The 24155-nt window shown below is 64.2% G+C and carries 25 protein-coding genes and 1 pseudogene; 15 read left to right on the top strand and 11 right to left on the bottom strand.

Annotated features, from left to right (window positions below; translation table 11 throughout):
- Positions 1-48: 48 nt before the first annotated feature.
- A complete protein-coding gene (locus AB7290_RS20925; protein ID WP_014495215.1) occupies positions 49-252 on the top strand; it encodes a hypothetical protein in 204 nt (67 codons plus the stop codon).
- A gap of 146 nt (positions 253-398) precedes the next feature.
- Positions 399-554, top strand: a complete 156-nt coding sequence (locus AB7290_RS20920) for a hypothetical protein (RefSeq protein WP_166096600.1) — start codon at positions 399-401, stop codon at positions 552-554.
- A gap of 95 nt (positions 555-649) precedes the next feature.
- On the opposite strand, the gene AB7290_RS20915 is transcribed toward AB7290_RS20920, so the two are convergent.
- A complete protein-coding gene (locus AB7290_RS20915) occupies positions 650-1027 on the bottom strand; it encodes a response regulator (RefSeq protein WP_028158777.1) in 378 nt (125 codons plus the stop codon).
- Positions 1028-1138: 111 nt separating this feature from the next.
- A complete protein-coding gene (locus AB7290_RS20910; RefSeq protein WP_085399009.1) occupies positions 1139-1942 on the bottom strand; it encodes a Spy/CpxP family protein refolding chaperone in 804 nt (267 codons plus the stop codon).
- 484 nt (positions 1943-2426) lie between these two features.
- On the opposite strand from AB7290_RS20910, the gene AB7290_RS20905 reads away from it, so the two are divergent.
- From AB7290_RS20905 to AB7290_RS20880, 6 genes are all read left to right on the top strand, one after another.
- Positions 2427-3767, top strand: coding sequence for an ABC transporter substrate-binding protein (locus AB7290_RS20905; protein WP_063983245.1), 1341 nt, complete (start codon positions 2427-2429; stop codon positions 3765-3767).
- A gap of 148 nt (positions 3768-3915) precedes the next feature.
- Positions 3916-4854: a carbohydrate ABC transporter permease gene (locus tag AB7290_RS20900; RefSeq protein ID WP_085399008.1), complete on the top strand. Its 939-nt coding sequence runs from the start codon at positions 3916-3918 to the stop codon at positions 4852-4854.
- On the top strand, positions 4854-5765 hold the full coding sequence (locus tag AB7290_RS20895) for a carbohydrate ABC transporter permease (protein WP_071913823.1): 912 nt from the start codon (positions 4854-4856) through the stop codon (positions 5763-5765). Before AB7290_RS20900 ends, AB7290_RS20895 begins: the two co-directional genes overlap by 1 nt.
- Before the next feature lie 6 nt (positions 5766-5771).
- The gene (locus AB7290_RS20890; protein WP_085399007.1) at positions 5772-6872 is read left to right on the top strand and encodes an ABC transporter ATP-binding protein; all 1101 of its coding nucleotides are present in this window, start codon (positions 5772-5774) and stop codon (positions 6870-6872) included.
- 34 nt (positions 6873-6906) lie between these two features.
- Positions 6907-7896, top strand: a complete 990-nt coding sequence (locus tag AB7290_RS20885; RefSeq protein WP_085399006.1) for a hydroxyacid dehydrogenase — start codon at positions 6907-6909, stop codon at positions 7894-7896.
- 168 nt (positions 7897-8064) lie between these two features.
- Positions 8065-8565 (top strand): hypothetical protein, encoded by a 501-nt coding sequence (locus AB7290_RS20880; RefSeq protein WP_071913817.1) that lies wholly within the window; start codon positions 8065-8067, stop codon positions 8563-8565.
- On the opposite strand, the gene AB7290_RS20875 is transcribed toward AB7290_RS20880, so the two are convergent.
- A complete protein-coding gene (locus tag AB7290_RS20875) occupies positions 8562-9065 on the bottom strand; it encodes a DUF1993 domain-containing protein (protein ID WP_028158770.1) in 504 nt (167 codons plus the stop codon). The genes AB7290_RS20880 and AB7290_RS20875 overlap by 4 nt on opposite strands.
- Positions 9066-9178: 113 nt before the next feature.
- On the opposite strand from AB7290_RS20875, the pseudogene AB7290_RS20870 reads away from it, so the two are divergent.
- Positions 9179-9960: pseudogene (locus AB7290_RS20870) on the top strand (transporter substrate-binding domain-containing protein).
- A 25-nt stretch (positions 9961-9985) separates the two neighbouring features.
- Here the strand turns inward: AB7290_RS20870 and AB7290_RS20865 are convergent.
- Positions 9986-10801: an alpha/beta hydrolase family protein gene (locus AB7290_RS20865; protein WP_441253744.1), complete on the bottom strand. Its 816-nt coding sequence runs from the start codon at positions 10799-10801 to the stop codon at positions 9986-9988.
- A 393-nt stretch (positions 10802-11194) separates the two neighbouring features.
- Here AB7290_RS20865 and AB7290_RS20860 point away from each other — a divergent pair, with 393 nt between their 5' ends.
- Entirely contained in the window at positions 11195-12082 is an 888-nt protein-coding gene (locus tag AB7290_RS20860) for a DUF2147 domain-containing protein (protein WP_085399003.1), read from the top strand.
- Between the two features lie 180 nt (positions 12083-12262).
- Positions 12263-12619 (top strand): hypothetical protein, encoded by a 357-nt coding sequence (locus AB7290_RS20855; protein WP_085399002.1) that lies wholly within the window; start codon positions 12263-12265, stop codon positions 12617-12619.
- Between the two features lie 143 nt (positions 12620-12762).
- Here the strand turns inward: AB7290_RS20855 and AB7290_RS20850 are convergent, their stop codons facing one another.
- Both AB7290_RS20850 and AB7290_RS20845 read right to left on the bottom strand, forming a co-directional pair.
- Complete coding sequence (locus AB7290_RS20850; protein WP_014495201.1) at positions 12763-13167, bottom strand: (R)-mandelonitrile lyase; 405 nt, start codon at positions 13165-13167, stop codon at positions 12763-12765.
- Positions 13168-13185: 18 nt separating this feature from the next.
- Complete coding sequence (locus AB7290_RS20845) at positions 13186-13884, bottom strand: ribonuclease activity regulator RraA (RefSeq protein WP_008129640.1); 699 nt, start codon at positions 13882-13884, stop codon at positions 13186-13188.
- A gap of 258 nt (positions 13885-14142) precedes the next feature.
- Here AB7290_RS20845 and pxpB point away from each other — a divergent pair, with 258 nt between their 5' ends.
- From pxpB to AB7290_RS20830, 3 genes are read left to right on the top strand one after another with little or no spacing between them, the layout of a single operon-like run.
- Positions 14143-14874, top strand: coding sequence for a 5-oxoprolinase subunit PxpB (gene pxpB, locus AB7290_RS20840; RefSeq protein WP_085399001.1), 732 nt, complete (start codon positions 14143-14145; stop codon positions 14872-14874).
- Positions 14871-15908, top strand: a complete 1038-nt coding sequence (locus tag AB7290_RS20835) for a biotin-dependent carboxyltransferase family protein (RefSeq protein WP_085399000.1) — start codon at positions 14871-14873, stop codon at positions 15906-15908. The genes pxpB and AB7290_RS20835 overlap by 4 nt, the downstream gene beginning before the upstream one ends.
- Before the next feature lie 32 nt (positions 15909-15940).
- On the top strand, positions 15941-16711 hold the full coding sequence (locus AB7290_RS20830; RefSeq protein ID WP_085398999.1) for a LamB/YcsF family protein: 771 nt from the start codon (positions 15941-15943) through the stop codon (positions 16709-16711).
- Here the strand turns inward: AB7290_RS20830 and AB7290_RS20825 are convergent, their stop codons facing one another.
- From AB7290_RS20825 to AB7290_RS20805, 5 genes are all read right to left on the bottom strand, one after another.
- Positions 16712-16864 (bottom strand): hypothetical protein, encoded by a 153-nt coding sequence (locus tag AB7290_RS20825; protein ID WP_014495196.1) that lies wholly within the window; start codon positions 16862-16864, stop codon positions 16712-16714.
- Between the two features lie 331 nt (positions 16865-17195).
- Positions 17196-18803 (bottom strand): sulfite reductase subunit alpha, encoded by a 1608-nt coding sequence (locus AB7290_RS20820; protein WP_085398998.1) that lies wholly within the window; start codon positions 18801-18803, stop codon positions 17196-17198.
- Entirely contained in the window at positions 18800-20581 is a 1782-nt protein-coding gene (locus AB7290_RS20815; protein ID WP_085398997.1) for a NirA family protein, read from the bottom strand. The genes AB7290_RS20820 and AB7290_RS20815 overlap by 4 nt, the downstream gene beginning before the upstream one ends.
- Before the next feature lie 333 nt (positions 20582-20914).
- Complete coding sequence (locus AB7290_RS20810; RefSeq protein ID WP_085398996.1) at positions 20915-22078, bottom strand: CmpA/NrtA family ABC transporter substrate-binding protein; 1164 nt, start codon at positions 22076-22078, stop codon at positions 20915-20917.
- Positions 22075-22665 (bottom strand): ANTAR domain-containing response regulator, encoded by a 591-nt coding sequence (locus AB7290_RS20805; RefSeq protein WP_027559205.1) that lies wholly within the window; start codon positions 22663-22665, stop codon positions 22075-22077. Before AB7290_RS20805 ends, AB7290_RS20810 begins: the two co-directional genes overlap by 4 nt.
- A 112-nt stretch (positions 22666-22777) precedes the next feature.
- Between AB7290_RS20805 and rimO the strand changes: the two genes are divergently transcribed.
- A complete protein-coding gene (gene rimO / locus AB7290_RS20800) occupies positions 22778-24103 on the top strand; it encodes a 30S ribosomal protein S12 methylthiotransferase RimO (protein ID WP_063983228.1) in 1326 nt (441 codons plus the stop codon).
- Positions 24104-24155 lie beyond the last annotated feature (52 nt).

Below are 24155 nucleotides of genomic sequence, written 5' to 3'. Positions count from 1 at the left end.
CCGACTGTGTCCGATGGGAAACAATTCCCGTAGTTGCGGGGGCGTGACATGCGTAAGCAGGACTTCGGTTTCGACTATCACCGCTATCACCGCCTGCTGACCGAGGCGGACGACGATGACAAGCGGCTGGCCCTGATCGAGCTCCTGATCGAGGAAAAGGCCCGCGACCGGCTGGCCGCGCAGCGCGCCTCTGATCGCGCCGCCATGACGGCCCATACCATCGCCACCGTGCTGAAGAACGGCCGCAACTGAGACTTGCGGGACCGCTCGCTGCTCGCGAAAACACGCGAGCGATTGCGATTCCGTTAACGATCCCTCGCAAGCTCGCGTCAAACTTTTTGCTCTAAGAGCTTCCCTTACCTGATGCAATTCAGGGGTCAACAAAGGGGGGAATGAACATGAGCATGATTTCGCTTGCCGCGATCCCGGTCGCCGTCGAAACCCGTTTTGCCGATTCTTCGTTCAAGATCATCTTGCTGTTCTGCTGCATGGGCCTGGTCGCCTCGTTCGGCGTGATGGCGCGCGGCATCGACCTCAGCGCCGGCCTGATCTGAGACGACGAGACATTCTTTCGCCAAATGGCCGCCCCTCACGGGCGGCCATTTTCGTTGGCGATCTCGGTACGGCGCCTTCTCGGTGAGGAGCCTTTTCAGTGAGGAGTTTTGGCGACCGCGCCCGGAAACAGCGAATCGATCATCACCTTGAGCTGGTCGAGGGAAATCGGCTTGCGCAGGATCGGCCGCCGCCGGAGCAAGGACGGCAGCAGCTCCGGCCCGTAGCCGGTGGCGAACAGAAACGGCTTGCCGCGGCGCTCGATCAGGTCGGCGACCGGATCGACGTAGAGGCCCTTCAGGTTGATGTCGAGGATGGCGAAGTCGTATTGCGCGGTCATCGCAAAGGCGCTCGCGTCCCGGACATTGTCCGCTTCTGCGACGACATGATGGCCGAGTTCCTCCACCATGTCGGCGATCATCATCCGGATCAACGCCTCGTCTTCGACCAGGAAAACGGAGAGTCCGTCCGCCATATCAACCCCGCAGTCAGCTTACGAAGCTAACCATATCCGAAATGCGGAGAGGATTCACGAATTCGTGGCGGGCGCCGTTAATTCAGGCGCCCGCAATCGGATTCAACTTGATTAATCCAGCCCGCGCTCGTGACTGAGGCGCACCATCTCCTGGATGAAGACCTGCTTCTGCTTGTCGTCGAGGCTCGAATAAAGCGGCTCGGCGGCATCGGCGACGTTGCGCTGGTCGGCGGCGCGGTCGATCAAGAATTGCGATTCGTTGCGCATCTGCTCGATGATGTCGTCAGGCGGATCCCGCTTGGCGCGAGCGATCCGCAGGTTGAGCCGCTCCGCGCCATTATGCCCCAGGTAGTGCATAGCGCTCGAGAAGCCGAACCAGTGCTTCTCCTGATCGGGCGTCAGGTTCAACTCGGTCTTGATCCGCTCGATATAGGAATCGCTGTTGGCGACGATCTGCTCGGCGCTCTGTTGCGGCGCGCCGGGCTGGGTGAGGACGGTGACGTCCTTATTGTCCTTGTTGTCCTGCGGCGCATTCCTGGCTTCCTTGCTCGCCTTGGCGCCCTTGGCCGCCTTGGCGGTCTCCTTGGCGCCCTTGTCCTTGCCGGCGCCCGGCTGCTTGGAATCCTTGCTCGCGTCCTTGCTGGCATCCTTGCTCGCGTCCTTGGCAGCCGGAGCCGGCTGGTTATTGACGCCGAGCACGCCGGTGAAGACACCGACCACGCCGCCGATCGCACCGCCCAGCACGCCGCCAACGGGTCCGGCCGCCTTGTTGCCGGCCGCGGCTCCATCCTGAACGCCCTTGACCAGGCCTTGCGCCTGCGCAACGGCGGCGGCGCCCAGCAGCACCGCGAGCACGGAGCCCAGCGCGAACCATCGCCGCAGGTGAAGCCGCGCAGGCGGCGCCGGGTTGATCATTCTGGTCTCCATCGTCGATCCGATTGTCCTGTCCGGGTGGGGGCCACCCGCCGGTTGCAACTCTATCGTTTTCGCCGCTTCGCGGTCCAGCCGCAGCCAATTGCTGTCCACGCCCGAAAACTGTTTGGCGCGAAGCGGTTATGAAGGCTTATTCGAAACTGCGGCGTAATTGCGCACGAGATGTCCTGCGGTCCTTGACCCGAAGTGTGCGTCGCAAAATGCGCCTCCGAGGTTCACCTCCGGGTGTGCTTCGCGAGACGGCGCCGCCGCGTTCCCGGACGCAACGTTAGTTCTAGACGGCGAGTCGTTCGGCTTCCTCGACAGACGGGATCAATCATGATCTGATCGCGCTACCAATTTGCTGCGCTTCGCGCGATTTCACGGCGAGGCGGTAGCACCAAGAAACGCGAACAAAAATCAAAAACAAAACTCGGAATGCCAGAGGAAACGCGAAAACAATAAAACATCCAGGTGAGGAAACGAGATGTCACGCAAGACACTGACGCGACGTCAATTTGTAGCCGCCACTGCAATGTCCTCCGCCGCGCTGATCACAGCGCCCTATGTCCGCGGCGCTTACGCCGCCGGCAAACTCTCGATCGGCTTCTGGGACCACTGGGTGCCCGGTGCCAACGACGCCTCCACCGCCATGGTCAAGGAATGGGCTGAAAAGGAGAAGGTCGAAGTCTCCATCGATTACATCACCAGCAACAACAAGAAGATCGAGTTGACGGTCGCGGCCGAAGCGCAGGCCAAATCCGGTCACGACATTCTTCAGATGTACACCTGGTGGCCGCATGCGTATGCCGAGCAGTTTGAACCGGTGAACGACGTGGTCGAGGAGGCGATCAAGCAGAACGGTGAGGTCAACGACACGGTCAAATATCTCGGCAAGGCCAACGGCAAATGGCTTGCGGTCCCGGCAACCCCGGGGAGCCAGATCAAGGGGCCCTGCTCGCGCATCGACCTCATGAAGAAGCATGCGGGGATCGACGTCCAGGAACTGTACCCCGTCGGCGCGCCGCCCAAGGCCGATAGCTGGAATATGGATACATTCCTGAAGGCGGCGGAAGCGTGCCAGAAGGCAGGTTTCCCATTCGGAATCGGTCTCGGCGAGACCACCGACAGCGTCGATACCGCGGGCGCCATCTTCCAGTCGTTCGGCGCCGAACTCGTCAACGCCAAGGGCGATGTCACGGTGAAGACCGATGAGGTTCGCCAGGCGCTCGAATACTACAAGAAGCTGATCGCCTTCCTGCCGCCGGACGCTCCGTCCTGGGACGACGCCTCGAACAACAAATGGCTGATCTCCGGCCGCGGCGCCCTCATCATGAATCCGCCGAGCGCCTGGGCGGTCGCCAGGCGCGACGCGCCGCAGGTCGCCGAGCAATGCTGGACGCACGGCTTCCCCTCCGGTCCTAAAGGCCGGTATGCGCCGTTCCTGCCCTATTTCTGGGGTCTCTGGAATTTCTCCAAGAACAAGGCATCGGCCAAGAGCCTTCTGGCTTTTCTGTCACAGCCATCATCGATCGAAAAGTTCGTCGCGGCGAGCGGCGGATACGATTTGCCGGCCTATGCGAAGATGACGACGCTGAAGACCTGGGCCGAGGTAGGCCCGCCGAAGGGCACGCTCTATCACTATCCAAATCCCTACAATCATCAGACACTGTCGATTGCGGCCTCTCCGGCGCCGCCGAAGATCGCCCAGCAGATCTACGCGCAGGCCACGCTGACCAAGATGGCGCTGCGCTTTGCGCAGGGCGAAAAGTTGGAGACCGCACTCGCCTGGGGCGAAGGCGAGTGTGAAGGCTTCATGCGAACCTAAGCCGGGGTGTGCCACGGCGGTTCACGCATCCCCGCGTGAGCCGCCAGGGCACCCCACCGTTCGATGGAATGAGCAGATCGAGCCGACACGCGGGTGCCGGCTCCGCCGTTGGACATTCCGCAAGGAAGCTTGACCCAAGGACACTGACATGGCCGATGTCGTCGTTGAGGACGGTCGCGTCGCCCGCACGGCGAGCGCGCGCAAACGGACGGGCCTGCACAATGCGTTGAAGCGGAAATCGACCGTGGCGTTCTTCCTGACGCTGCCGCTGATCCTGCTGATCGCGCTGTTCGTGCTTTACCCTGCCCTGTTCTCGATCCACCTCGCGACGCTGAACAAGTCGATGCAAAAATTCGTTGGCTTCGGCAACTTCACCTTCCTGTTCAAGCGCGAGACGTTCTGGATGGTGGTGGAGCAGTCCTGCATCTTCGCGATCACCGCCGTGTTCTTCAAGGCGCTGATCGGCTTCATCGTCGCGCATTTCGTGCACAACATACCGGCCAAGGGCCAGCGCAAATGGCGCGGCATGCTGCTGGTGCCCTGGGTGATCCCGCCGGCGATGAGCACGCTCGCCTGGCTGTGGCTGTTCGACCCCTCCTACAGCGCCTTCAACTACACGCTCTCCTTCTTCGGCATCGGTCCCATCAACTGGCTCGGCAATGCCGCCTGGGCGCGCTTTTCCGTCATCCTCGTCAACGTCTGGTACGGCGCGCCGTTCTTCCTGATCATGTACCTGGCGGCGCTGAAATCGGTGCCGGACCAGCTCTACGAGGCCGCCGCAATCGACGGCGCCAATTGGTGGCAGAAGATGTGGTACGTGACGCTGCCGATGATGCGCAACATCATCGCGATCACGACGCTGTTCTCGCTGATCGTCACCTTCGCTAATTTCGACATCGTCCGCATCCTGACCTCAGGCGGGCCTCTCGACCAGACCCAGATCTTTGCCACCTATGCGTTCCGGGTCGGCATCGAGAGCAACGACATTCCGCTCGGCGCCAGCGTCTCCCTGTTCATGGTCCCGATCCTCGCCGTCGCAGCGATCTTCATCCTGCGCGACGTCAATAAACGCGGGAACGAATCCTGATGAGCACAATAGCGATCGACAAGGCCGGCCCCCGGCGCAAGGTCAAATATGGCAGCATGAGCCGCGACCGTACCTGGGCGCTGCGCTGGTCCTATTTCTTCCTGGTGCTGTTTGCGATCTTCTTTCTGACGCCGCCGCTCTACATGGTGATCACCTCGCTCAAGAGCAGCGCGGAGATCTCGGCTGCGACCAATCCGTGGTGGGTGTTCCACCCGACGCTGGCAAACTATGTCGAACTACTGACGTCGAACCAATTCCTCCGGTTCTTCTGGAATTCGACCATCGTGTCGCTGGTGGTTGTGATAGTCACCATGCTGATCAGCATCCCTGCGGCCTTCGCGCTCGCGCGGATGAAGTTCTGGGGCTCGACGACGCTCGCGACCGGCGTGTTCCTGACCTACCTGGTCCCGGACAGCCTCCTCTTCATCCCGCTGTTCAAGATGCTGGCGCTGGTTCAGGACATCACCGGCATCACGCTCCTGAACCGATGGTACGTGCTGCTATTCGTCTATCCGACGCTGACGGTGCCGTTCTGTACCTGGATCATGATCGGCTATTTCGCCTCGATCCCGAAGGAGCTCGACGAGGCCGCGATCATCGACGGCGCCTCGTGGCTTCAGACCCTGACGCGGATCTTTATTCCGGTCGCGCTGCCGGGCCTGATTGCCGCGACCATCTTCGCATTCACGGTGTCCTGGGCGCAGTTCCTCTATCCCCTGGTGTTCACGACGTCCATCGACCAGCTCGTGCTCCCGGTCGGCATCACCACCACCCTGATCAAGGGCGACGTCTTCAACTGGGGCCAGATCATGACCGGCGCGCTGCTCGGTGCAGCTCCGCCGCTGGTCATCTACGCCTTCCTGATGGACTACTACATCGCCGGCCTGACCGCCGGCGCGACAAAGGGTTGATGTCTCATGGCTGACGTTGCATTGCGGAAGGTGGTCAAGCGTTACGATGATGTCGAAGCCGTGCGCGGCATCGACTTGGACATCGCCGACCATGAGTTCATCGTGCTGGTTGGGCCTTCGGGCTGCGGCAAGTCGACGACGCTGCGCATGATCGCGGGCCTCGAGGACATCAGCGACGGCGACATCATGATCGGCGGCGACGTCGTCAATGACGTACCGCCGAAGGATCGCGACATCGCCATGGTGTTCCAGAACTACGCGCTCTACCCGCACATGACGGTCGCGGAGAACATGTCGTTCGGGCTGCGCCTGAAGCACTTTCCCAAGGCCGAGATCAAGGCGCGGGTGACGGAAGCCGCCCGCCTCCTCGACATCACCGACCTGATCGACCGCAAGCCGAAGCAGCTCTCCGGCGGCCAGCGCCAGCGTGTCGCGATGGGCCGCGCCATCGTGCGCAATCCGAAAGTGTTCCTGTTCGATGAGCCGCTGTCCAATCTCGACGCCAAGCTGCGCGTGCAGATGCGGATCGAGATCAAGAAGGTGCACCAGAAGGTACGCACCACCACGGTCTACGTCACCCACGACCAGGTCGAGGCGATGACGTTGGCTGACCGCGTCGTTGTGATGAACAAGGGCCGCATCGAGCAGATCGGCACGCCCAACGAGCTCTACCACAAGCCGGCGACGCGCTTCGTCGCCGGCTTCATCGGCTCGCCCGCGATGAATTTCATCCCGTGCCGGCTGGAGGACGTCGGTGGCGCGCTTCAGATCCGTCTGACCGACCGCATCGCCTTTGCGCTGCCGCCGGCCCGCGCCACGCGCTACAACGCGCTGCCGCGCACCGACAAGCTGCTGCTCGGCCTCCGGCCCGAGCACCTCACCGAGTCGCACGCGCATCTGGGGCCGGGCGTCGAGACCTTCGACACCGTGCTCGACGTCACCGAGCCGATGGGGATGGAGACCCTGGTCTATTTCGGGCTCGACGGCACGCCGGTCTGCGGCCGCGTCGATCCCAACGCCGGCGCCAAGGACGGGGCACCCTTGCGTTTGGCGATGGACCTCAACAATATGCACCTGCTAAACGAAGACACCGGCGTCGTGTTGTGACGCAGGTCCAAGAAATGCAAGCAGGCGGGGAGCGATGGCGACCAACAAAAAGAAGATTTTCGTTACACAAACTTTGTCGCAAGGGGCACGCGCCCTCCTCACCCAGCGGGACGATATCGAGCTCGTCGAGTTTCCGAACCTGATCTCGGCCAAGGATTTCGAAGCCTTGCTGAAGAACCACGCGCCGGTTCACGGCGTGGCGCTGGGTGCCACCGCCTTCGGTGAGACCGAGCTCGAGGCCTCGAAGGACATGAAGGTGGTGACCCGCATCGGCGTCGGTTACGACGCCGTCGACGTGCCCGCCCTCTCCCGCCGCAAGGTGCCGCTGATGGTAGCGGGCAGCGCCAACTCGCCCTCGGTCGCCGAGCAGGCGCTGTTCATGATGCTGACGCTGGCCAAGCGCGCCAATGAGATGCACGCCTGCGTCAAGGATGGCCAATGGGCCAACCGGCTCGGCATGCTGCCGTTCGACCTCTACGGCAAGACCGTGCTGATCATCGGCTTCGGCCGCATCGGCAGTCGCACCGCCAAGCGCTGCAAAGCGATGGAAATGAAGGTACAGGTCTACGATCCCTACAAGCCTGCCGCCGAGATCAAGGCCGCGGGCTGCGAGCCCGTCGCCGATCTCGACGCAGCGCTGCCCAACGCCGACTTCGTCACCATCCATTGCCCGAAGACGCCGGAGACCGTCGGCCTGTTCGATGCGGCGCGGATCGGCCGGATGAAGCCGAAATCCTATCTCATCAACACTGCACGCGGCGGCATCGTGAAGGAGGCCGCGCTATACGACGCCCTGGTCTCCGGCAGGATTGCCGGTGCCGGGATCGACGTGTTCGAGGTGGAGCCGCCGCCGGTCAGCAACGCGCTGTTCGCGCTGCCCAACGTCATCATGGCCCCGCACGTCGCCGGCGTCACCGTCGAGGCGGTGAGCCGCATGAGCGAGCAGACCGCTCGCAATATCCTGAGTGTGCTGGACGGCGATCCCATCCGGCAGAACATCATCAACCAGGACGTGCTCGCCTGAGCCGACCTCCAGGCGGGCGGTTATTCGCCCGCCTCCGGAACGCCAGAATGCGTCCCATTTTGGTGCAGATCGAGCCCCAACTCAGCCTTAATCAAACCCGCGTAATAAGTCCGGCCGCGGCGGCAGTGGGACAGACTTGCCGGCCGCGTCGAGCTGGAGGATGAACCCTTGTCAGAGATCGACCCGACCGACCACGCGCTGGCAACCATCGCCAGCATTTTGGAGCACCCCGAGCCCGTCCGCGAGACCGAGACCGAAATGGTGGTCGACGGTGAGCAGGTCGTCGCCGACGAGCATCCGATCGCCGACGAGCATGTGGTGGTCGACGAGCATGCGATGGTCGACGAGCACGAGCATCCCGTGGTCGAGGAGCAGCCGCTGGTGCCGGAGCACACCGATGCCGACGGCTACAGCAAGGTCGGTCCGGGGCCGATGGTGGCGATCCGTCTGAAATGGACGGTCCATCGCGGCGATGACGGCCAGTTCTACGTCCACGAGACCATCGGCGAGCAGTCCGCGCCCGTGGTCAGCGGCCCGATGACGAGCGAAGCCGCGGTGCATTTCGTCGACGCGCACGAGGACGAGGCACATCGGCGCTTCGAGGAGCTGCGCAGCGAGATCGCCGGCCGCAGCTCGCTCGCCGATTACGAGCGCAAGGGCGAAGCCTAGCGCTCGCGGGGGCCGAGAAAATCCCGCTTCACGAGCTCGACGCCGGCATGCCGGAGCAAGTCGTAGGACGTCGTGACGTGAAAGAAGAATTGCGGGACGCTGAACGTAAGCAGCAGCGTCCGCCCGGTGAAGGGCAGCTCGGTCCCGTTTTTCAGCCTGAAGAAGACGTTCCGTTCCGCCGCACTATCGATCTCGGCGCGCGACAGGCTTTCGATGAACTCGATTGACGTCGCAATGCGCGCCTGAAGCCCGGCGATGTCGTGCTCCAGCGCCGGCAGCGCCACCGGCTCTTGGTCGGCCAGCAAGGCTGGCGCGACCGTGGCATGGCGGCACGCCTCCCCTATCTGCTGCGCCAGATCGTACATGTTCGGCGCCATGCGCATGCCGAGCAGGACGGCCGGATTGAACTTCCGGCTTTCGGCATAGGCGACGCCCTTGTCCAGCAGTGCCGACAGGTTGCGCAGATACGGCACGAAGACGCCGACCGAGGCGTCATACATCGAGATCGTCACCCTAAATTCCCTTCAATTCCGCCTCGCCAGCGACGGGCATCTGGTCTAAATCCAAGTTTCAAGAGCTGCACAATGACAGCTCGGGCATGGGTGGAAAAGAGATGATCGTTCGAATCGTGGCGGCTTTGGCCGCGGTCCTGCTGGCGAACTTTTCGGTATATGCACAGCAGCCGGCGCCATCGCGCCTCGACGAGATCGTCAAGCGCGGCACTTTGCGCGTCGGCATGACCGGCGACTACAAGCCTTTCACCTACCTGGACAAGGCGACACAGCAGTTCAACGGCTTCGACGTCGACATGGCGGAGGCGCTCGGCAGGGCGCTCGGCGTCAAGGTCGAATTCGTGCCGACGGCCTGGCCGAAGCTCATGAAGGACTTCGAGGCCGACCAGTTCGACATCGCCATGGGCGGCGTCTCGGTCACGCTCGACCGGCAGAGGAAGGGCTTCTTCTCGATGCCGATCATGCGTGAAGGCAAGACGCCGATCGCACGCTGCGCCGACGTCGGCAAGTACCAGACCATCTCCGACATCGACAAGAAGGGCACCCGCGTCATCGTCAATCCCGGCGGCACCAACGAGCGGTTCGCGCGCGCCAACATCAGGACGCCGAGATCAACGTCTTCCCCGACAACACCGTGATCTTCGACGAGATCGCCAAGGGCAACGCCGATTTGATGATGACGGACGCCTCCGAGACCCGCTACCAGCAGAAGCAGCATTCCGGCGTGCTCTGCGCGGTGCATCCCGAGAAGCCGTTCGACTTTTCGGAGAAGGCCTACTGGCTCCAGCGCGACATGGCGCTGAAGGCTTTCGTCGACCAGTGGCTGCACATCTCGATGGAGGACGGCAGCTACAGGAAGATCTACGCCGCCTGGTTCGACTAAGGCGATGTTCTCGCCGCGTGCGCCATCACTCCAGGCGCGCGCGGAAGAAGGCGACGGCTGCGCCGTTGAACACGTCGTGAAACACTATCCGATCAAACCCTGGAGGATCGGTGCACGGGATCGGCGCGGCCTCGGCAAGCTTGGGTGGGCATGGAGCAATGAAGGAGAAATGCGTGGAGTTCGGCACGATCCGGTAGTCGGGCTGCGCAGGAAGCAGCGGCACCAGCGCATCGACAGCATCGGGTACGGCGCCATCACCGCCAAACGCCGAACGCCACAAGAGAATTGGGATCGTCACGCCAGCCAGACGCTCGCGGCTGAAGAGGCCGTCAAAAAGTGCCGGATCCGCCAGTATGGCGGCTCTGATACGGGGATCGTGGACTGAGGGCTCGGTCGGTACCCGGCTCTCGCGAATGTCCCGGCATTTTGGCGTCGTGGCTCCGTCGCTGTCGCAGAACGGAGCGAGCGCGCCGAAATCGGGGTTGCCGCCGATCACGACGAGACCGGTATAGGCGCCGCGCGAGAACCCGAACAAGCCAACCCGCTTGGGGTCCAGGACCGCCGCTTCCTTCCAGGCGCCGAGCATGAAATCCGTAAGCCGCTTCATGTCGGCGGGGCGCTCGACCAGGACGGAGAATTCATCGGTCCGGCTGGTGTCTCTGGCAGTGTCGCCTGGGTGATTGATCGCAGCGACCACGAAGCCGGCATCGGCCAATGCGGTCGCCGTGTCGACGTGGGCCAAAAACGAGCCGCGCCGTCCGTGCGACACGACGATCAGCGGCAGTCGATTGCCCGCTACCGGACAGTCCTTCACACCCGGCAGGACGACACCGCCGCCCAAAGCGACCTCGGAGGGCGCCGCCGCACAAGGTGTCCACACCATGCCCGCGAGCGCGGGGCCGCCGGCGTCCGCCGGCACTTCGATAAACCGGAGCCCGGCCGCGTGCGCCAGCGTCGCAGCAAGGCAAACGACTACGATCAGAATAAATTCGCCAAGTCGTGGCTGTAGCATCTGCGTGTGCTTTCGAAAGCTTCAACCACAACGGTTTTACTTGCCTATCCCCTACCGCGTCCAGAGGCGCCGCTCCGCCGTCCAACTCTGGACGGAGTTCGGCGTTATTGAACCCGGAACCGCCGGAACACGACTCATACGGTGAGAGTGATCTAGATCACTTTTTGCGATCGAACCGGCGCGTAAGTGTCGGTACGGGGACCAGCTGTTCAGGAGACCGAAATGAGGAAGCTGTTGGCCACGGCCGCATTCCTTTTGGCGAGCACCGCTGCGCAGGCGCAGTACACTTTCGAATATGGCGGGCGCACCATCCGCATCGATCCGGACCGCGGCACGGTGCAGATCCCCGGCGTCTATGACAACACGGGCCAGGGCAAGGCGAAGAAGGCCAAGAAGAACGAGACGAGCCCGGGCCAGCAGGCGCCGCAACAGGCCAAGGTTGATCCGCAACCGCCAGCCGCTTCGGCGCCAGCACCTGCCCCCCTCGCAGCGCCGCCCGCAACCGAACAGGCTCCGGCCGCCGCAGCGCCGCCTCCAATTCCGCCCCCGCCCGCTCCACCGCCGTCTGCAACCGCCAGCAATGCGCCGGCCGAAACGGCCGTGTTGCCGCCGCCTACACCGCCTCCGGCGCCCGCTCCGGTCGGGCAGCAGGCAGCGCCCGCCGTGGCGCCGCCGCCGGCCCCGACTGTGGCTGCTGCCCCCCCGGCGCCGCCTCCTGCGCCTGCCCCGTCACCCGCACCTGTTCAGGCCGCCGCCGTCGCTCCCCCGGCTCCCGCAGCCGCGCCCGCGCGCGATCTCAATTCACCGCTCGGCATCTGGCTGACCGAGGAGAAGGAAGGCAAGGTCCGCATCGAGCAATGCGGCAGCAATCTCTGCGGCTATTCGGTCGACAGCAAATCGAACCAGAACGGCGAACAGGTCCTCATCAACATGAAACCCGCCAAGGACCAGAACAAGGATCAGAAATGGTCCGGCCGCATCCTCGATCCCAACTCCGGCTCGACCTACGATTCCACGATCGCGATGAAGGGCACCGACCGCCTGCGCGTGCAGGGCTGCGCCTTCGGCGGCATGTTCTGCGGCGGCCAGACCTGGACGCGCGTGAACTGAGTCCGACTTCGACGTTCGAACCGAGACAAGGGGCCCGCGATCCGGGCCCCTTTGCTTTTGTCCGCGATCTCTTTGCGGAGTGCGCCACCTCACAGAGCCCCTTGCGCACGTGACAGCCCTCACATCGCGGGTTCCGCGCTCATGCCACGATCCCCCCATGGTCAACCAACGGGGCGTGTCATGAACAGATTTTGCAAAGGTCTCTTCGCCAGCATTGTCGCCATCGCCGTCCCGCTGACGCAGGCGGGCGCGGCGACCTCCACCTTCGACGGCGCATGGAATGTCCGCATCTCATCATCGAGCGAGACTTGCGGCAACGGCGCAACGGTGTCGATCGGCATCAGCAACGGTCAGATCGCATCGAGCAGCGCTGCGGTTTCGGCATCCGGCCGCGTGGCCGATGCCGGCAGCATCAACGTCACCTTGAGCACCGGGATCAAACGCGCCGTCGGCTTCGGGCGGCTCAGCGGCACCTCAGGCTCCGGCACATGGCACGGCCCCCTGTGCACGGGCACGTGGACCGCGGAACGGATGTGATTTGCCGTGTCCCGGACGCGCTGCAACGCGCAGCGTTGCTGCGCAAAGCCGGGACCAAAGGGCTCTTGCTTTGAGGAAACTTGTGGGCCCCGGATCAGCAACGCAGCGCTTACGCGCTGCATTGCATCCGGGGGCACGAGAGATTAGCCCAGCGCCGCGCCGTACTCCGCGTCGGTCACCGGCTCCAGCCAGGTCGAATAGACGCCGTCGAGCGCCTCCTGCATGGCGATATGGCACATGCTGTTGTTGGGCGAGGCGCCGTGCCAGTGCAGTTCACCCGGCGGAATCCAGACGGTGTCACCGGGACGAATCTCCTTGACGGGGCCACCCTTGGTCTGGACGCGGCCGACGCCCGAAATCACGTAGAGCGTCTGCCCAAGCGGATGGTGGTGCCAGTTGGTACGCGCGCCCGGCTCAAAGGTGACGCGCGAGCAGTTCAGCCGCGCCGGCGCCGGGGCCATGATCACGGGGTCCTGCAACACAGTGCCCGTAAAATTTTCCTTGGGCGCGCGGCGGGTCGGCCGCGTGCCTGCGACGGTGATTTCCATGGGATACCTCGTTTCCTGTTACTTCTTGCTGGCGGCGTAGCGCGCCTTGGTTTCGGCGTTCATGGGATAGAGGCCCGGCAACACCGCGCCGTTGTTCACCTCGTTGACGATCCAGGCTTCCATCCGCTCCTGCTCGACGCCCTCGTTGAGCACGTGATCGAGCATCGCCTGCGGGATCAGCACGCAGCCGTCCTGGTCGGCGACCACGATGTCGTTCGGGAACACCGCAACGCCGCCGCAGCCGATCGGCTCGCCCCAGCCGACGAAGGTGAGGCCTGCAACCGACGGCGGCGCGGCATAGCCGTCGCACCACACCGGAAGATTGGTGCCGAGCACGCCCTCGACGTCCCGCACCACGCCGTCGGTGACGAGTGCGGTCACGCCGCGCTTCATCATGCGCGCGCAAAGAATGTCGCCGAAGATGCCGGCATCGGTGATGCCCATGGCATCGACCACGGCAATACAGCCGTCCGGCATCGCCTCGATCGCGGTGCGCGTCGAGATCGGCGAGGACCAGGATTCCGGCGTCGCCAGATCCTCGCGCGCCGGCACGAAGCGCAGCGTGAAGGCCGGCCCGACCAGGCGCGGCAGGCCCGGACGCAGCGGACGCGCGCCGCGCATCCACACGTTGCGCAGGCCCTTCTTCAGCAGGACCGTGGTGATGGTGGCAGTGGTGATGCCGGCGAGGGTCTTGCGGGCTTCGGGGGACAGCGACATGGACGAGGACGAGCTCCGGATGGGCGGGAAAGAACGCGCGCATCTTGCGAGCCGCAGCCCTTGCGTCAAGGGCCAAAGAGCCAGCAAGAACGCAGGGCCGCTGGGCTGTTATGCGACGCGATAACAACGCTTTATCGCTTCCCCTTGCATTAATTTATTGGACTTGCGGGCGCATTTACGCGAAGCAAGGAAAAGCGGAACTCAAGGCTGAGCCCGCATTTCCTGAGAAGCCCGATTTCGACAGCCCTTCGACAGCTCATGGCCGCGACGCTTCCCCCGCCCCGCCTTCTGCCCAGTGGCGACAGCGCCGTCACGGTCGAATTCAGCCGCACCATCGATGACGCCGCCAACGAGCGCGTGCTCGCACTCGACAAGGCGCTCGCAGCAAGCCCCATCGACGGTATCACCGAGACCGTTCCGACCTATCGCTCGCTGCTGGTGCATTACGATCCCGGCAAGATCGGCTTCGACGCGCTCGGCGAAAAGCTGCTTGCGCTCGCCAGCCAGCCGCTGCCGCCGGCCACGAAGGCGCGGCGCTGGCGCATTCCCGTCGCCTATGGCGGCGAGCACGGCATCGACCTCGAGGATGTCGCCAAGGCGCTGAACACCACGCCCGACGACATCGTCGCCCGTCACGTCGCCGGCGACTACCGTGTCGCCATGATCGGTTTCACCCCGGGCTGGTCCTATCTCAGCGGCCTCGACAAATCCCTGCACATGTCGCGGCGGCAGAGCCCGCGGCTGTTCACGCCCGCCGGCACGATCTCGATCGGCGGTATCCAGGCCGGAATCCAGTGCCTGGCGGCCCCGAGCGGCTGGCACTTGCTCGGCCGCACGCCTGTCAGAACCTATCAACTCCACCGGAATCCGACCTTTCTCACCGAACCCGGTGATCGCGTGACGTTTTTCGCCATCGACCACAAGACCTTCGAGGAACAGGATCGCGCCGCCGAGGCCGGCGAGATCATCGCCGAGCGGGTGGTCGCATGAGCCGGCTCGTGATCGCCAGCATCGGTCCCGCAAGCTCCGTCCAGGACGGCGGCCGCCACGGCGCGCAGCGCTACGGCCTGACGGTCAGCGGGGCGATGGACCGTCTGTCACTGGCAGCAGCGAACACGCTGGTCGGCAACGAGCCGTTCGCGGCCGTGGTCGAGATCGGCCCGTTCGGCGCCACGTTCACCGCCAAAGACGGCGCCGTGCGCGTCGCGATATCAGGCGCGCCGCGCAATGCGGACGTCGCCGGTAAGCCGGTGGCCATGGACACGTCAGTGACGCTCAAGGACGGCGAGACGCTGACGCTGGGCTTTGCCCGCGGCGGCGCGTTCACTTATCTGGCGATCGAAGGCGGGATCAAAGGCGAACTGGTGTTCGGCAGCCTTGCGGTGAACGCCCGCGCGGGCCTCGGCAGCCCCTACCCGCGCCCGCTGCAGGCCGGCGATGAATTCACAGTTGATGCCGCAAGCGGCGCGCCCGAGCTGCGCATCGAGCTGCCGAAGCCAGCAACAGGTCCGATCCGCGTCCTGCTCGGACCGCAGGACGACGAGTTCGACGACGCCAACAAGGCGCTGTTCCTCGATAGCGAGTGGAAGATCTCGGCGACCTCCGACCGCATGGGCTACCGGCTCGAGGGCCCGGCGATCAAGCATCTGCATGGCCACAACATCGTCTCCGACGGCACCGTCAACGGCAGCATCCAGGTCCCCGGCAACGGCTCGCCGATCGCGCTGATGATGGATCGCGGCACGTCCGGCGGCTATCCGAAGATCGCAACCGTGATCACGGCCGATGTCGGCCGCCTCGCACAGACCTCGGCGGGAACCGCGTTCCGCTTCCTCGAGGTCACCATGGCCGAGGCGCAGGAAGAGGCGCGCAAGTTCGCGCAACTCATCCGCAACCTGCCCGATCGCCTGCGCTCTTCCGATACCGTCGAGCTCAACATCGAGGCGCTCAGCGATGCTAATGTCGCGGGCTATGCGGTGAGCGCCATGGATGCCGGGACCTGGCAGGTCACGGCGGAGCCGTAAGCGACAAGACGACCAGAGGCGGAGAGCACCCCATGAAGACGATCGATCTCAATTGCGACCTCGGCGAAGGTTTTGGCGCGTGGGAGATGGGCAACGACGCCGCGATGATCGACCTTGCCAGCTCGGTCAACGTCGCCTGCGGCTTCCATGCCGGCGACCCCGACATCATGCGCCGGACAGTGGAGCTGGCGAAGGCGCGCGGCGTCTCGGTCGGCGCCCATCCCGGATATCGCGACTTGCATGGTTTCGGCCGGCATCCGATCGCGGGCCTGAAGGCCTCCGAGATCGAGAACCTCGTCGCCTACCAGATCGGCGCCCTGCAGGCGATCGCGACCGCGGCCGGCCACAAGGTCACGCATGTGAAGGCGCATGGCGCGCTCTCCAACGTCGCCTGCGAGGACGACATGACGGCCAAGGCGATCGCCGCCGGCGTCAGGGCGGTCGATGCCAATCTCATCTTCGTCGTGCTCGCCAACTCAAAACTGGTGAAGGCCGGCGAAGACGCCAATCTGCCGATGGTGCACGAGGTGTTTGCCGACCGCGCCTATGAGGACGACGGCAACCTCGTCTCGCGCAAGAAGCCCGGCGCGGTGCTGCACGATGCCAAGGCCATCGCCGACCGCGTGGTGCGCATGGTGCAGGACGGTGCGGTGGTTTCGGTCACTGGTAAGGTGATCAAGATGCGCACGGACACGGTGTGCATCCACGGCGATACGCCGGGCGCAGTCGACATCGCGCGCGGCCTGCGTCAGGCGTTGAAGGATGCGGGAATCGAGGTCGCGCCGTTCAAGCGCGGGGCGTAATCAGAACGGATGCACCGAGAGCGTGCCGAACACGATGGCCGCGATGACCGCGAACGCGCTGTAGAGCCCAACGTGGTGCATGCTCGCCCCGGTCCGACGCGAGAGCGAGCGCGCGTAGAAGTGCAGCCTGGCTTCCGCCGATAGTTCGCGCATGGTCGATCTCCAACGCCCCATTTGTGGGAGTATGAAGGATCAACCCTGGCGGGAGGCAAGATGGCGGAGAAAATAGCGATGGAGGTTCTCTGAAGGCGCCCCGTCGCAGGTGCAAATTCTCTTCACCCAAGGGTTCCGAGAATCTTATTCGTTAAGATCCGAGCCAGCTGGAACCGGCCCGGATGACGTTGGGATGACAGTCGGGCGGAGGCATTCAGACACCCTCCAAACAAAATTGTCGAAAACAACCCCATGCACAGTAGAAGCGGCCCAGCGGCGCGACGTCCGGCGGTTGCGCCGCCGGGACGATTTGCGCTGATCGGCTCGCGCCTTAGTAGACGTCAGCCTGGAAGCGGCCCGTCTTCTTGAGCTCGGCGACAAAACTGACGGCCTCATCCGTAGAACGTGCCCCGAACTGCGCGACGATGTCGACCAGTGCGCGCTCGACGTCCTTGGCCATGCGTTTGGCATCGCCGCAGATGTAGAGATGCGCGCCTTCGGCAAGCCAGGTCCACACCTCGCGGCCGACCTCGCGCATGCGGTCCTGCACGTAGAACTTCTTCTCGCCGTCGCGCGACCAGGCCAGCGACATGCGCGTCAACAGCCCCGAGGTCTTCATCGCGTTGAGCTCTTCCTGATAGAAGAAATCGCAATCGCTGCGCTGATGGCCGAAGAACAGCCAGTTCTTGCCGGGCGCGCCGGTCGCCTTGCGATCGAGCAGGAAGGCGCGGAACGGCGCGATGCCGGTGCCGGGGCCGATCATGATGACAGGCGTCTTCGGATCCTGCGGCAAGCCGAAACCATGTGCCTTCTGCACGTAGACCTTGAGCTTCTCGCCCTCGGCGATGCGTTCGCCGAGGAAGGTCGAGGCCACGCCGATCCGCTTGCGCTTGCCGATGACGTAACGCACGGAGTCCACCGTCAGCGACAGCTTTCCGGGCGTCGCATTGTGCGAGGAGGAGATCGAATACAGCCGCGGCTGGAGCTGCTCCAGCGCCTCGACGAAGGCTTCGGGATGCGGCCGCGTGCCCGAGAACTTCTGGAGCGCCGCCATGACGTCGAGCGTGGCGGCGTCGCCATCGGGATCCTCGCCCTGCGCCAGCGCCCGCGCCTTCTCGCGCTGCGCGCCGCCGGTGATGAAGGAGATCAGCTCGAACAGCGTGTCGGGCGCCGGCGACAGCGAGACGTCGTCGATCAGCACCTCGCGCAGCGTCTTGCCGTTGACCTTGGTGGTGTGGGAAGCGCCGAGCAGCGCGATGATCTGATCGACGAGGCCGACCTCATTGCGTGCGAACACGCCGAAGCTGTCGCCGACGACATAGTCGAGCTTGCTCTCCGCGAGATCGAACTCGACGTGATAGGTCTCTTTCTCCGACTTCCCCTTGTTGAGCAGGCGCCGCGACAGGAATGTCGCCGCGATCGGATTGTCGCGCGAGCGGCCGGGCTCGGCGATCGTCACCGTCACGGCCGGCGCCGCCACCGCATCCACCTTGTCGGCCGCCTTGGCCGCCGGCGCCTTGTCCAGCTCCTCGTACAGCGACTTCAGCATCCGCGCGGTTTCCTTGCCGCCGGGGACGCAGAGATTGAGCCGTGCTTCGCTACGGGTGGCGATCGCCTCCGAATAGTCGTGGCAATTGTAGCCGCACTGGCCGCAATCCTGCTGCGCCATCGCGGCCATCATCTTGCGGCGCACGGGACGGCCTTCGGCGAGCTTCATCCGGTCCGCAATCGGCATGGTCTGGTCGTGCCACGGCGCTTCACCGTCGTCGCCGTCGCCGGCTTGCATGACGGCTGCGCCCTGCTCCGCCGACAGCGGCGTAGCCACATCAGGCGACAACAGCCCGGCGAAGAAGCCGTTGAGCCAGGAGCGCTGCGCGTCGGAGAACGGGGCGCTGGCGGGAATGATGTCGAGTTTCGGCGGAGGCGTGATCTGGTTCATGCGGACACCTGTGCATCGGCAAGCTTGCGCAGCGTTTCGCCGTCATGGCGGCGCGCAAAGGACAGGAAGGTCTCGTCGGGCGACGAGCGGTGGGCGATATAAGCCTTGAGCAGTCCCTCGACCGTCTTCGGCGCGTCCTCGGCCTTGAGGTCGTGATAAACCTCCTGCCCGACATCCGCATCGGGACCGAACCCGCCGCCGGTGAAGAGATGATAGCCGTCGACCGTGTCTTCGTCGTTCACCGGCACGCGCGCCCCGATCAGGCCGATGTCGCTGATGTAGTGCTGCGCGCAGGAATGATGGCAGCCGGTGACGTGGATGTTGACCGGCTTGTCCATGGCGACGCGCGGCTCGCACCAGTCGCCGATCTCGGCGGCATTGCGCTTGGTGTTGGAAGCCGCGAAACGGCAGCCGGCACTGCCGGTGCAGGCGATCAGGCCGGCGCGGATGTGCGAGGCCTCGACCGCGAGCCCGATCTGCTTGATCGCCGCGATGGCGAGTTCGACATTCTCGTCGCGCACGCCCGATATCAGCAGGTTCTGCCAGACGGTCAGGCGGATCTCGCCGTCGCCGAGGTCCTGCGCCACTTTGGCCAAACCCCGCATCTGATCGCAGCTGATCTTGCCGAGCGTCAGCGAGACGCCGATCCAGTTCAAGCCGTCCTGCTTCTGCTTGTGCACGCCGATATGCGCCATGCGGTCCGCGGCTGGCCGCGGCGCAAACGCCTCTTCCGGCACGCGCGTGAACGGCGTCTTCAGCCGCTCCTCGACGAGTTTAAGGAAACCGTCGTGGCCCATGGCATCGAGCACGTATTTCAAACGCGCCTTGTTGCGGTTGGTGCGGTCACCGTGATCGATGAACACGCGCACGATGGCGTCGGCGACGGCGGTGGCCTGCTCCGGCTTGACGATGATGTTGGAATATTTTGCAAAGTCCTTGTGGCCGGTGATGCCGCCGAGGCCGAGGCGGAACCAGACACCGGGCTCGACGCCAAAACCGTCCTTCACCTCGAACGCGGTGAAGGCGATGTCGTTGGTTTCCTCCAGGACCGCGATCCTGCCGGCGCCGTCGAAGGCGACGTTGAACTTGCGCGGCAGGCCGTAGAGCGAGCGGTCGTTGAGGATGTGGTAGTGCCACTCCCGCGCAAAGGGACGCGTGTCGATCAGCTCCTGCGGATCGATGCCGGCCGTCGGTGTTCCCGTCACGTTGCGGATGTTGTCGGCGCCGGACCCGCGCGAGCACAGGCCGAGGTCCTGGATGCCCTCGATCAGCTTGATCGCGTTCTTCGGCGGGATCTCGCGGAGCTGAAGATTGGCGCGCGTCGTGACGTGACTATAGGGACCGCAGAGATCGTCGGCGAGATCGGCAAGGCCGGACAGCTGCCAGTGCTTCATGATGCCGTTCGGGATGCGCAGCCGGCACATGTAGGAGTCCTGCGTCGGCGCGACGTAGAAGATGCCGTAATAGCGCCAGCGGAAATTGTCCGCAGGGCTCGGCGGCGCGTTGTCGAGCGCCTGCTGCCGCAGTCGCGGATAGGCATCGAACGGATGCTCGTCGCGCTTGAACTTCTCCTGGTCGGCGAGCTTCTTGCCGGCTGCGATGACCTTGTCCTGGGCCTTGATGTGGACGGCGTCGGGGCCCGTGGGCTCGGCATTGGCCTTGCCGGCGCTGCCGCCGAGACTGCGACCGACCCGGCTGATCTGCAAACCGGTCGTGAAGCCTTCGAGATAGCGTTTCTGCTCGTCGGAGAAGTCGACTGAGAGCGTATCGATTTTCATGGTCGGTAACGAAGCTCCTGCGGCCACCGGGTGGCATCGACGGAAAATTGCGCGACCCGCGAGGAACTCGGCTGGCTCAAGAAGCCGGCTGCGCACCCAACGGTCCGGTCAGCTTCGTTGCTGCGGGACTTGGCTCAGCAGGCGTCTGTGACAAGCTGGCCGCACTGCAACATACAAGTTGCGTGCCAGCTTCAATGAAATAAAAATTCCTTTGATTTCAGATGGATACAGACAAGCCCGGAAAATCGCGACCCGGAAATCTCATGAAATTCGAGCAGGCGGCTCAAAATTTAGCCGATGATCTCTTCCGCCCAAAAACGATGCAGAACCGAATCAGGCCTTCCAGCGTCCGACCTCGAAGGCCTCCAGATGCCCCCGGATGTTGCCGGGATCGAAGGCCGGGCCCGCAAATGCCCCGAACGCCGCGGGGGCTTCAGTGGGCGATTGCTGACCGAGGGCTGCGTCGTAGAGGTCGGGCCTGAACACGGCCATCGCGGTCTTGACGCCGTCCGGCGTCAGTGCGGTCTGCCCCCAGCGCACCATCTGCGCATAGAGCCAGGCCGCCTGGACCGGATCGGGGCGCCCTGCCCCTTCGCGTCCGACCAGGAGATAGCGACCGCTCTCGCGGAGGGTGCCGTCGGGAGAAATCTTCAGGCGCCCGGTGAGGGTTCGCTGAATGACTTCGGCATCGACGCCGATCCGTTCCGGCTGCGCCAGGATCCGCGCCGCCTCAGACAGGTTCGCGGGGTTCTCGATGAACTCGGCGCCCTTCACAGCCGCGCGCACCAGCGCTGCCACCACATCCGGATGCTTGTCGGCCCAGACCTGGCGAACCGCCAGCACCTTCTCAGCCGCGCGCACGAGAATGTCGGAGACGAAATGCAGGATGTGGCCGATGCCGAGATCGACCGCGACCGAGTTCCAGGGCGCGCCGACGCAGAACGCATCGACATGGCCATTGGCGAGGCTATCGACCATGTAGGGCGGCGGCAGCACCACGAGACGCACATCCTCGTCCGGATCGACGCCGGCCGCCGCCATCCAGAACCGCAGCTGGTAATTGTGGGTCGAGAACGGGAAGGTCATGCCGAAGGTCAGCGGATCGGCACCTAGCTTGCGACGCTTCGCGACGACCTTCGCCAGCGCTTTCGCCGTGACAAGCGGATCGAAGCGGTCGCCGTCGATCTCCTCCATCAGCGCGGCATGGAGCGCCGGCGAGACCGTGATCGCATTGCCGTTGATACCGAGGTTGAAGGGCGCCGCGATCGGCACCTTGACGTGGCCGAGCCCGAGCGAGGACGCAATCGCCACCGGCGCCAGCAGATGCGCGGCGTCGAACAGGCCGATATTGAGCTTGTCGCGCACGTTGGACCAGGAGACCTCGCGCACCAGCTCGACCTCCAGCCCTTCGGCGGCAGCAAAGCCCTTGTCGACGGCGACGATCAGGGCGGCGGCGTCGACCAGCGGGATGAACCCGATGCGGAGGGGACCGGTCATTTCAGCATCTCCGACGCGGTGATGATCGACTGCGCGATCTCGCCGATTTTCTTCTTCTCGCGCATCGCCGTGGAGCGCAGCAGCACGTAGGCCTCGTCCTCGGTGAGGCCCTTGACCTTCATCAAAATTCCCTTGGCCTTCTCGATGATCTTGCGGTCCTCGAGCTGCGACTTGGTGCGCTCCAGCTCCTCCTGGAGTTTTGCGAAGGCGTTGAAGCGGGACACGCAGAGGTCGAGGATCGGCTTGATGCGCTCCTTCTTCAACCCGTCGACGATGTAGGCGGATACTCCCGCCTCCACGGACGCCTGGATCGAGGCTGAATCGCTCTGGTCCACGAACATCGCGATCGGCCGCTTCACGGCGCGGCTGACCTGGAACATCGCCTCAAGCACGTCGCGGCTGGGGTTTTCCAGATCGATCAGGATGATGTCGGGATCCACCGCATAAATACGGGCGAGCAGGCTCTGCATCTCGCGGATATGGACGACCTGCGTGAATCCGGCCTCCCGCAACCCTTCCTCGAGGATCGCAGCCCGGATCGGGCTTTCGTCGACAATCACGATTTTAGGCGACTGTTCGGCGCTCATAGCTCACTCACCACCCGGCGATTCATCCATAGCATGCCGGAGGGCGATGCAAAGGGTTGTAATTATGGGCAATTGGGACTAGCTCAGGCCTGTCAATCAGGCAGATTTGGATATGGATCAGACGGCTGCGCCCAAGGTCAGCTTCGTGTCGCTCGGGTGTCCCAAGGCATTGGTGGATTCCGAGCGCATCATCACGCGCCTGCGCGCCGAGGGCTACGAGCTCGCCCGCAAGCATGACGGGGCCGACATCGTCATCGTCAATACGTGCGGCTTCCTCGACAGCGCCAAGCAAGAATCGCTCTCTGCGATCGGCGAGGCCATGGCCGAGAACGGCAAGGTGATCGTGACCGGTTGCATGGGCGCGGAACCCGAGCAGATCGAGCAAGCCTATCCCGGCGTGCTCTCCATCACCGGCCCGCAGCAATATGAGAGCGTGCTGGACGCCGTGCATCGCGCGCTGCCGCCCGCCCACAATCCGCATCTCGATTTGGTGCCGCCGCAGGGCATCAAGCTGACGCCGCGCCACTACGCGTACTTGAAGATCTCCGAGGGCTGCAACAACCGCTGCACCTTCTGCATCATCCCGAAGCTGCGCGGCGATCTCGTCTCGCGTCCGGCCAATGACGTGCTGCGCGAGGCCGAGCGCCTCGTCGGTGCCGGCGTCAAAGAGCTGCTGGTGATCTCGCAGGACACCTCCGCCTACGGCGTCGATCTCAAATACGCCGAGAGCCCGTGGAAGGATCGTCAGGTCCGCGCCAAATTCCTCGACCTCGCGCGCGAGCTCGGCGAGCTCGGCGCCTGGGTCCGGCTGCAATATGTCTACCCCTACCCGCATGTCGACGAGGTCATCGCCCTGATGAACGAGGGCAAGGTGCTGCCCTATCTCGACATCCCGTTCCAGCATGCAAGCCCCGAGGTGCTGAAGGCGATGAAGCGCCCCGCAGCGCAGGACAAGACGCTGGCGCGGATCAAGCGCTGGCGCGAGGAATGTCCCGATCTTGCTTTGCGGTCGACCTTCATCGTCGGCTTCCCCGGCGAGACCGATGCCGATTTCGCCTATCTGCTCGACTGGCTGGATGAGGCCGAGATCGATCGCCTCGGCTGCTTCAAATACGAGCCGGTTGCCGGTGCGACGTCGAATGCGATCGAGAACCCCGTGCCCGAAGAGATCAAGCAGGAGCGCTACAACGCGCTGATGGCCCGCCAGCAGAAGATCTCCGCGCGCCGGCTGAAGCGCAAGGTCGGCACGCGCCAGCAGATCATCATCGACGAGGTCGGCCCGACGGTTTCAAAAGGCCGCTCCAAGGCCGACGCGCCGGAGATTGACGGCGCGGTTTATCTCTCCAGCCGCCGCCCGTTGCGCGTCGGCGAGATCGTCACCGCGAAGATCGAGCGAGCCGACCAATACGACTTGCACGGCAGCGTCGCGGGGTTCTGACGGCGCCAACGATCGCGTCACCTCTCTTGCGGGTCGCTGCAACCGGATATGA

This window comes from Bradyrhizobium sp. 613_E4_N2_2 (genome assembly GCF_052075995.1).
Lineage (GTDB): Bacteria > Pseudomonadota > Alphaproteobacteria > Rhizobiales > Xanthobacteraceae > Bradyrhizobium > Bradyrhizobium barranii.
Note: the sequence above shows the minus strand (reverse complement) of the source record. Positions and strands in the feature narration are given on the sequence as shown.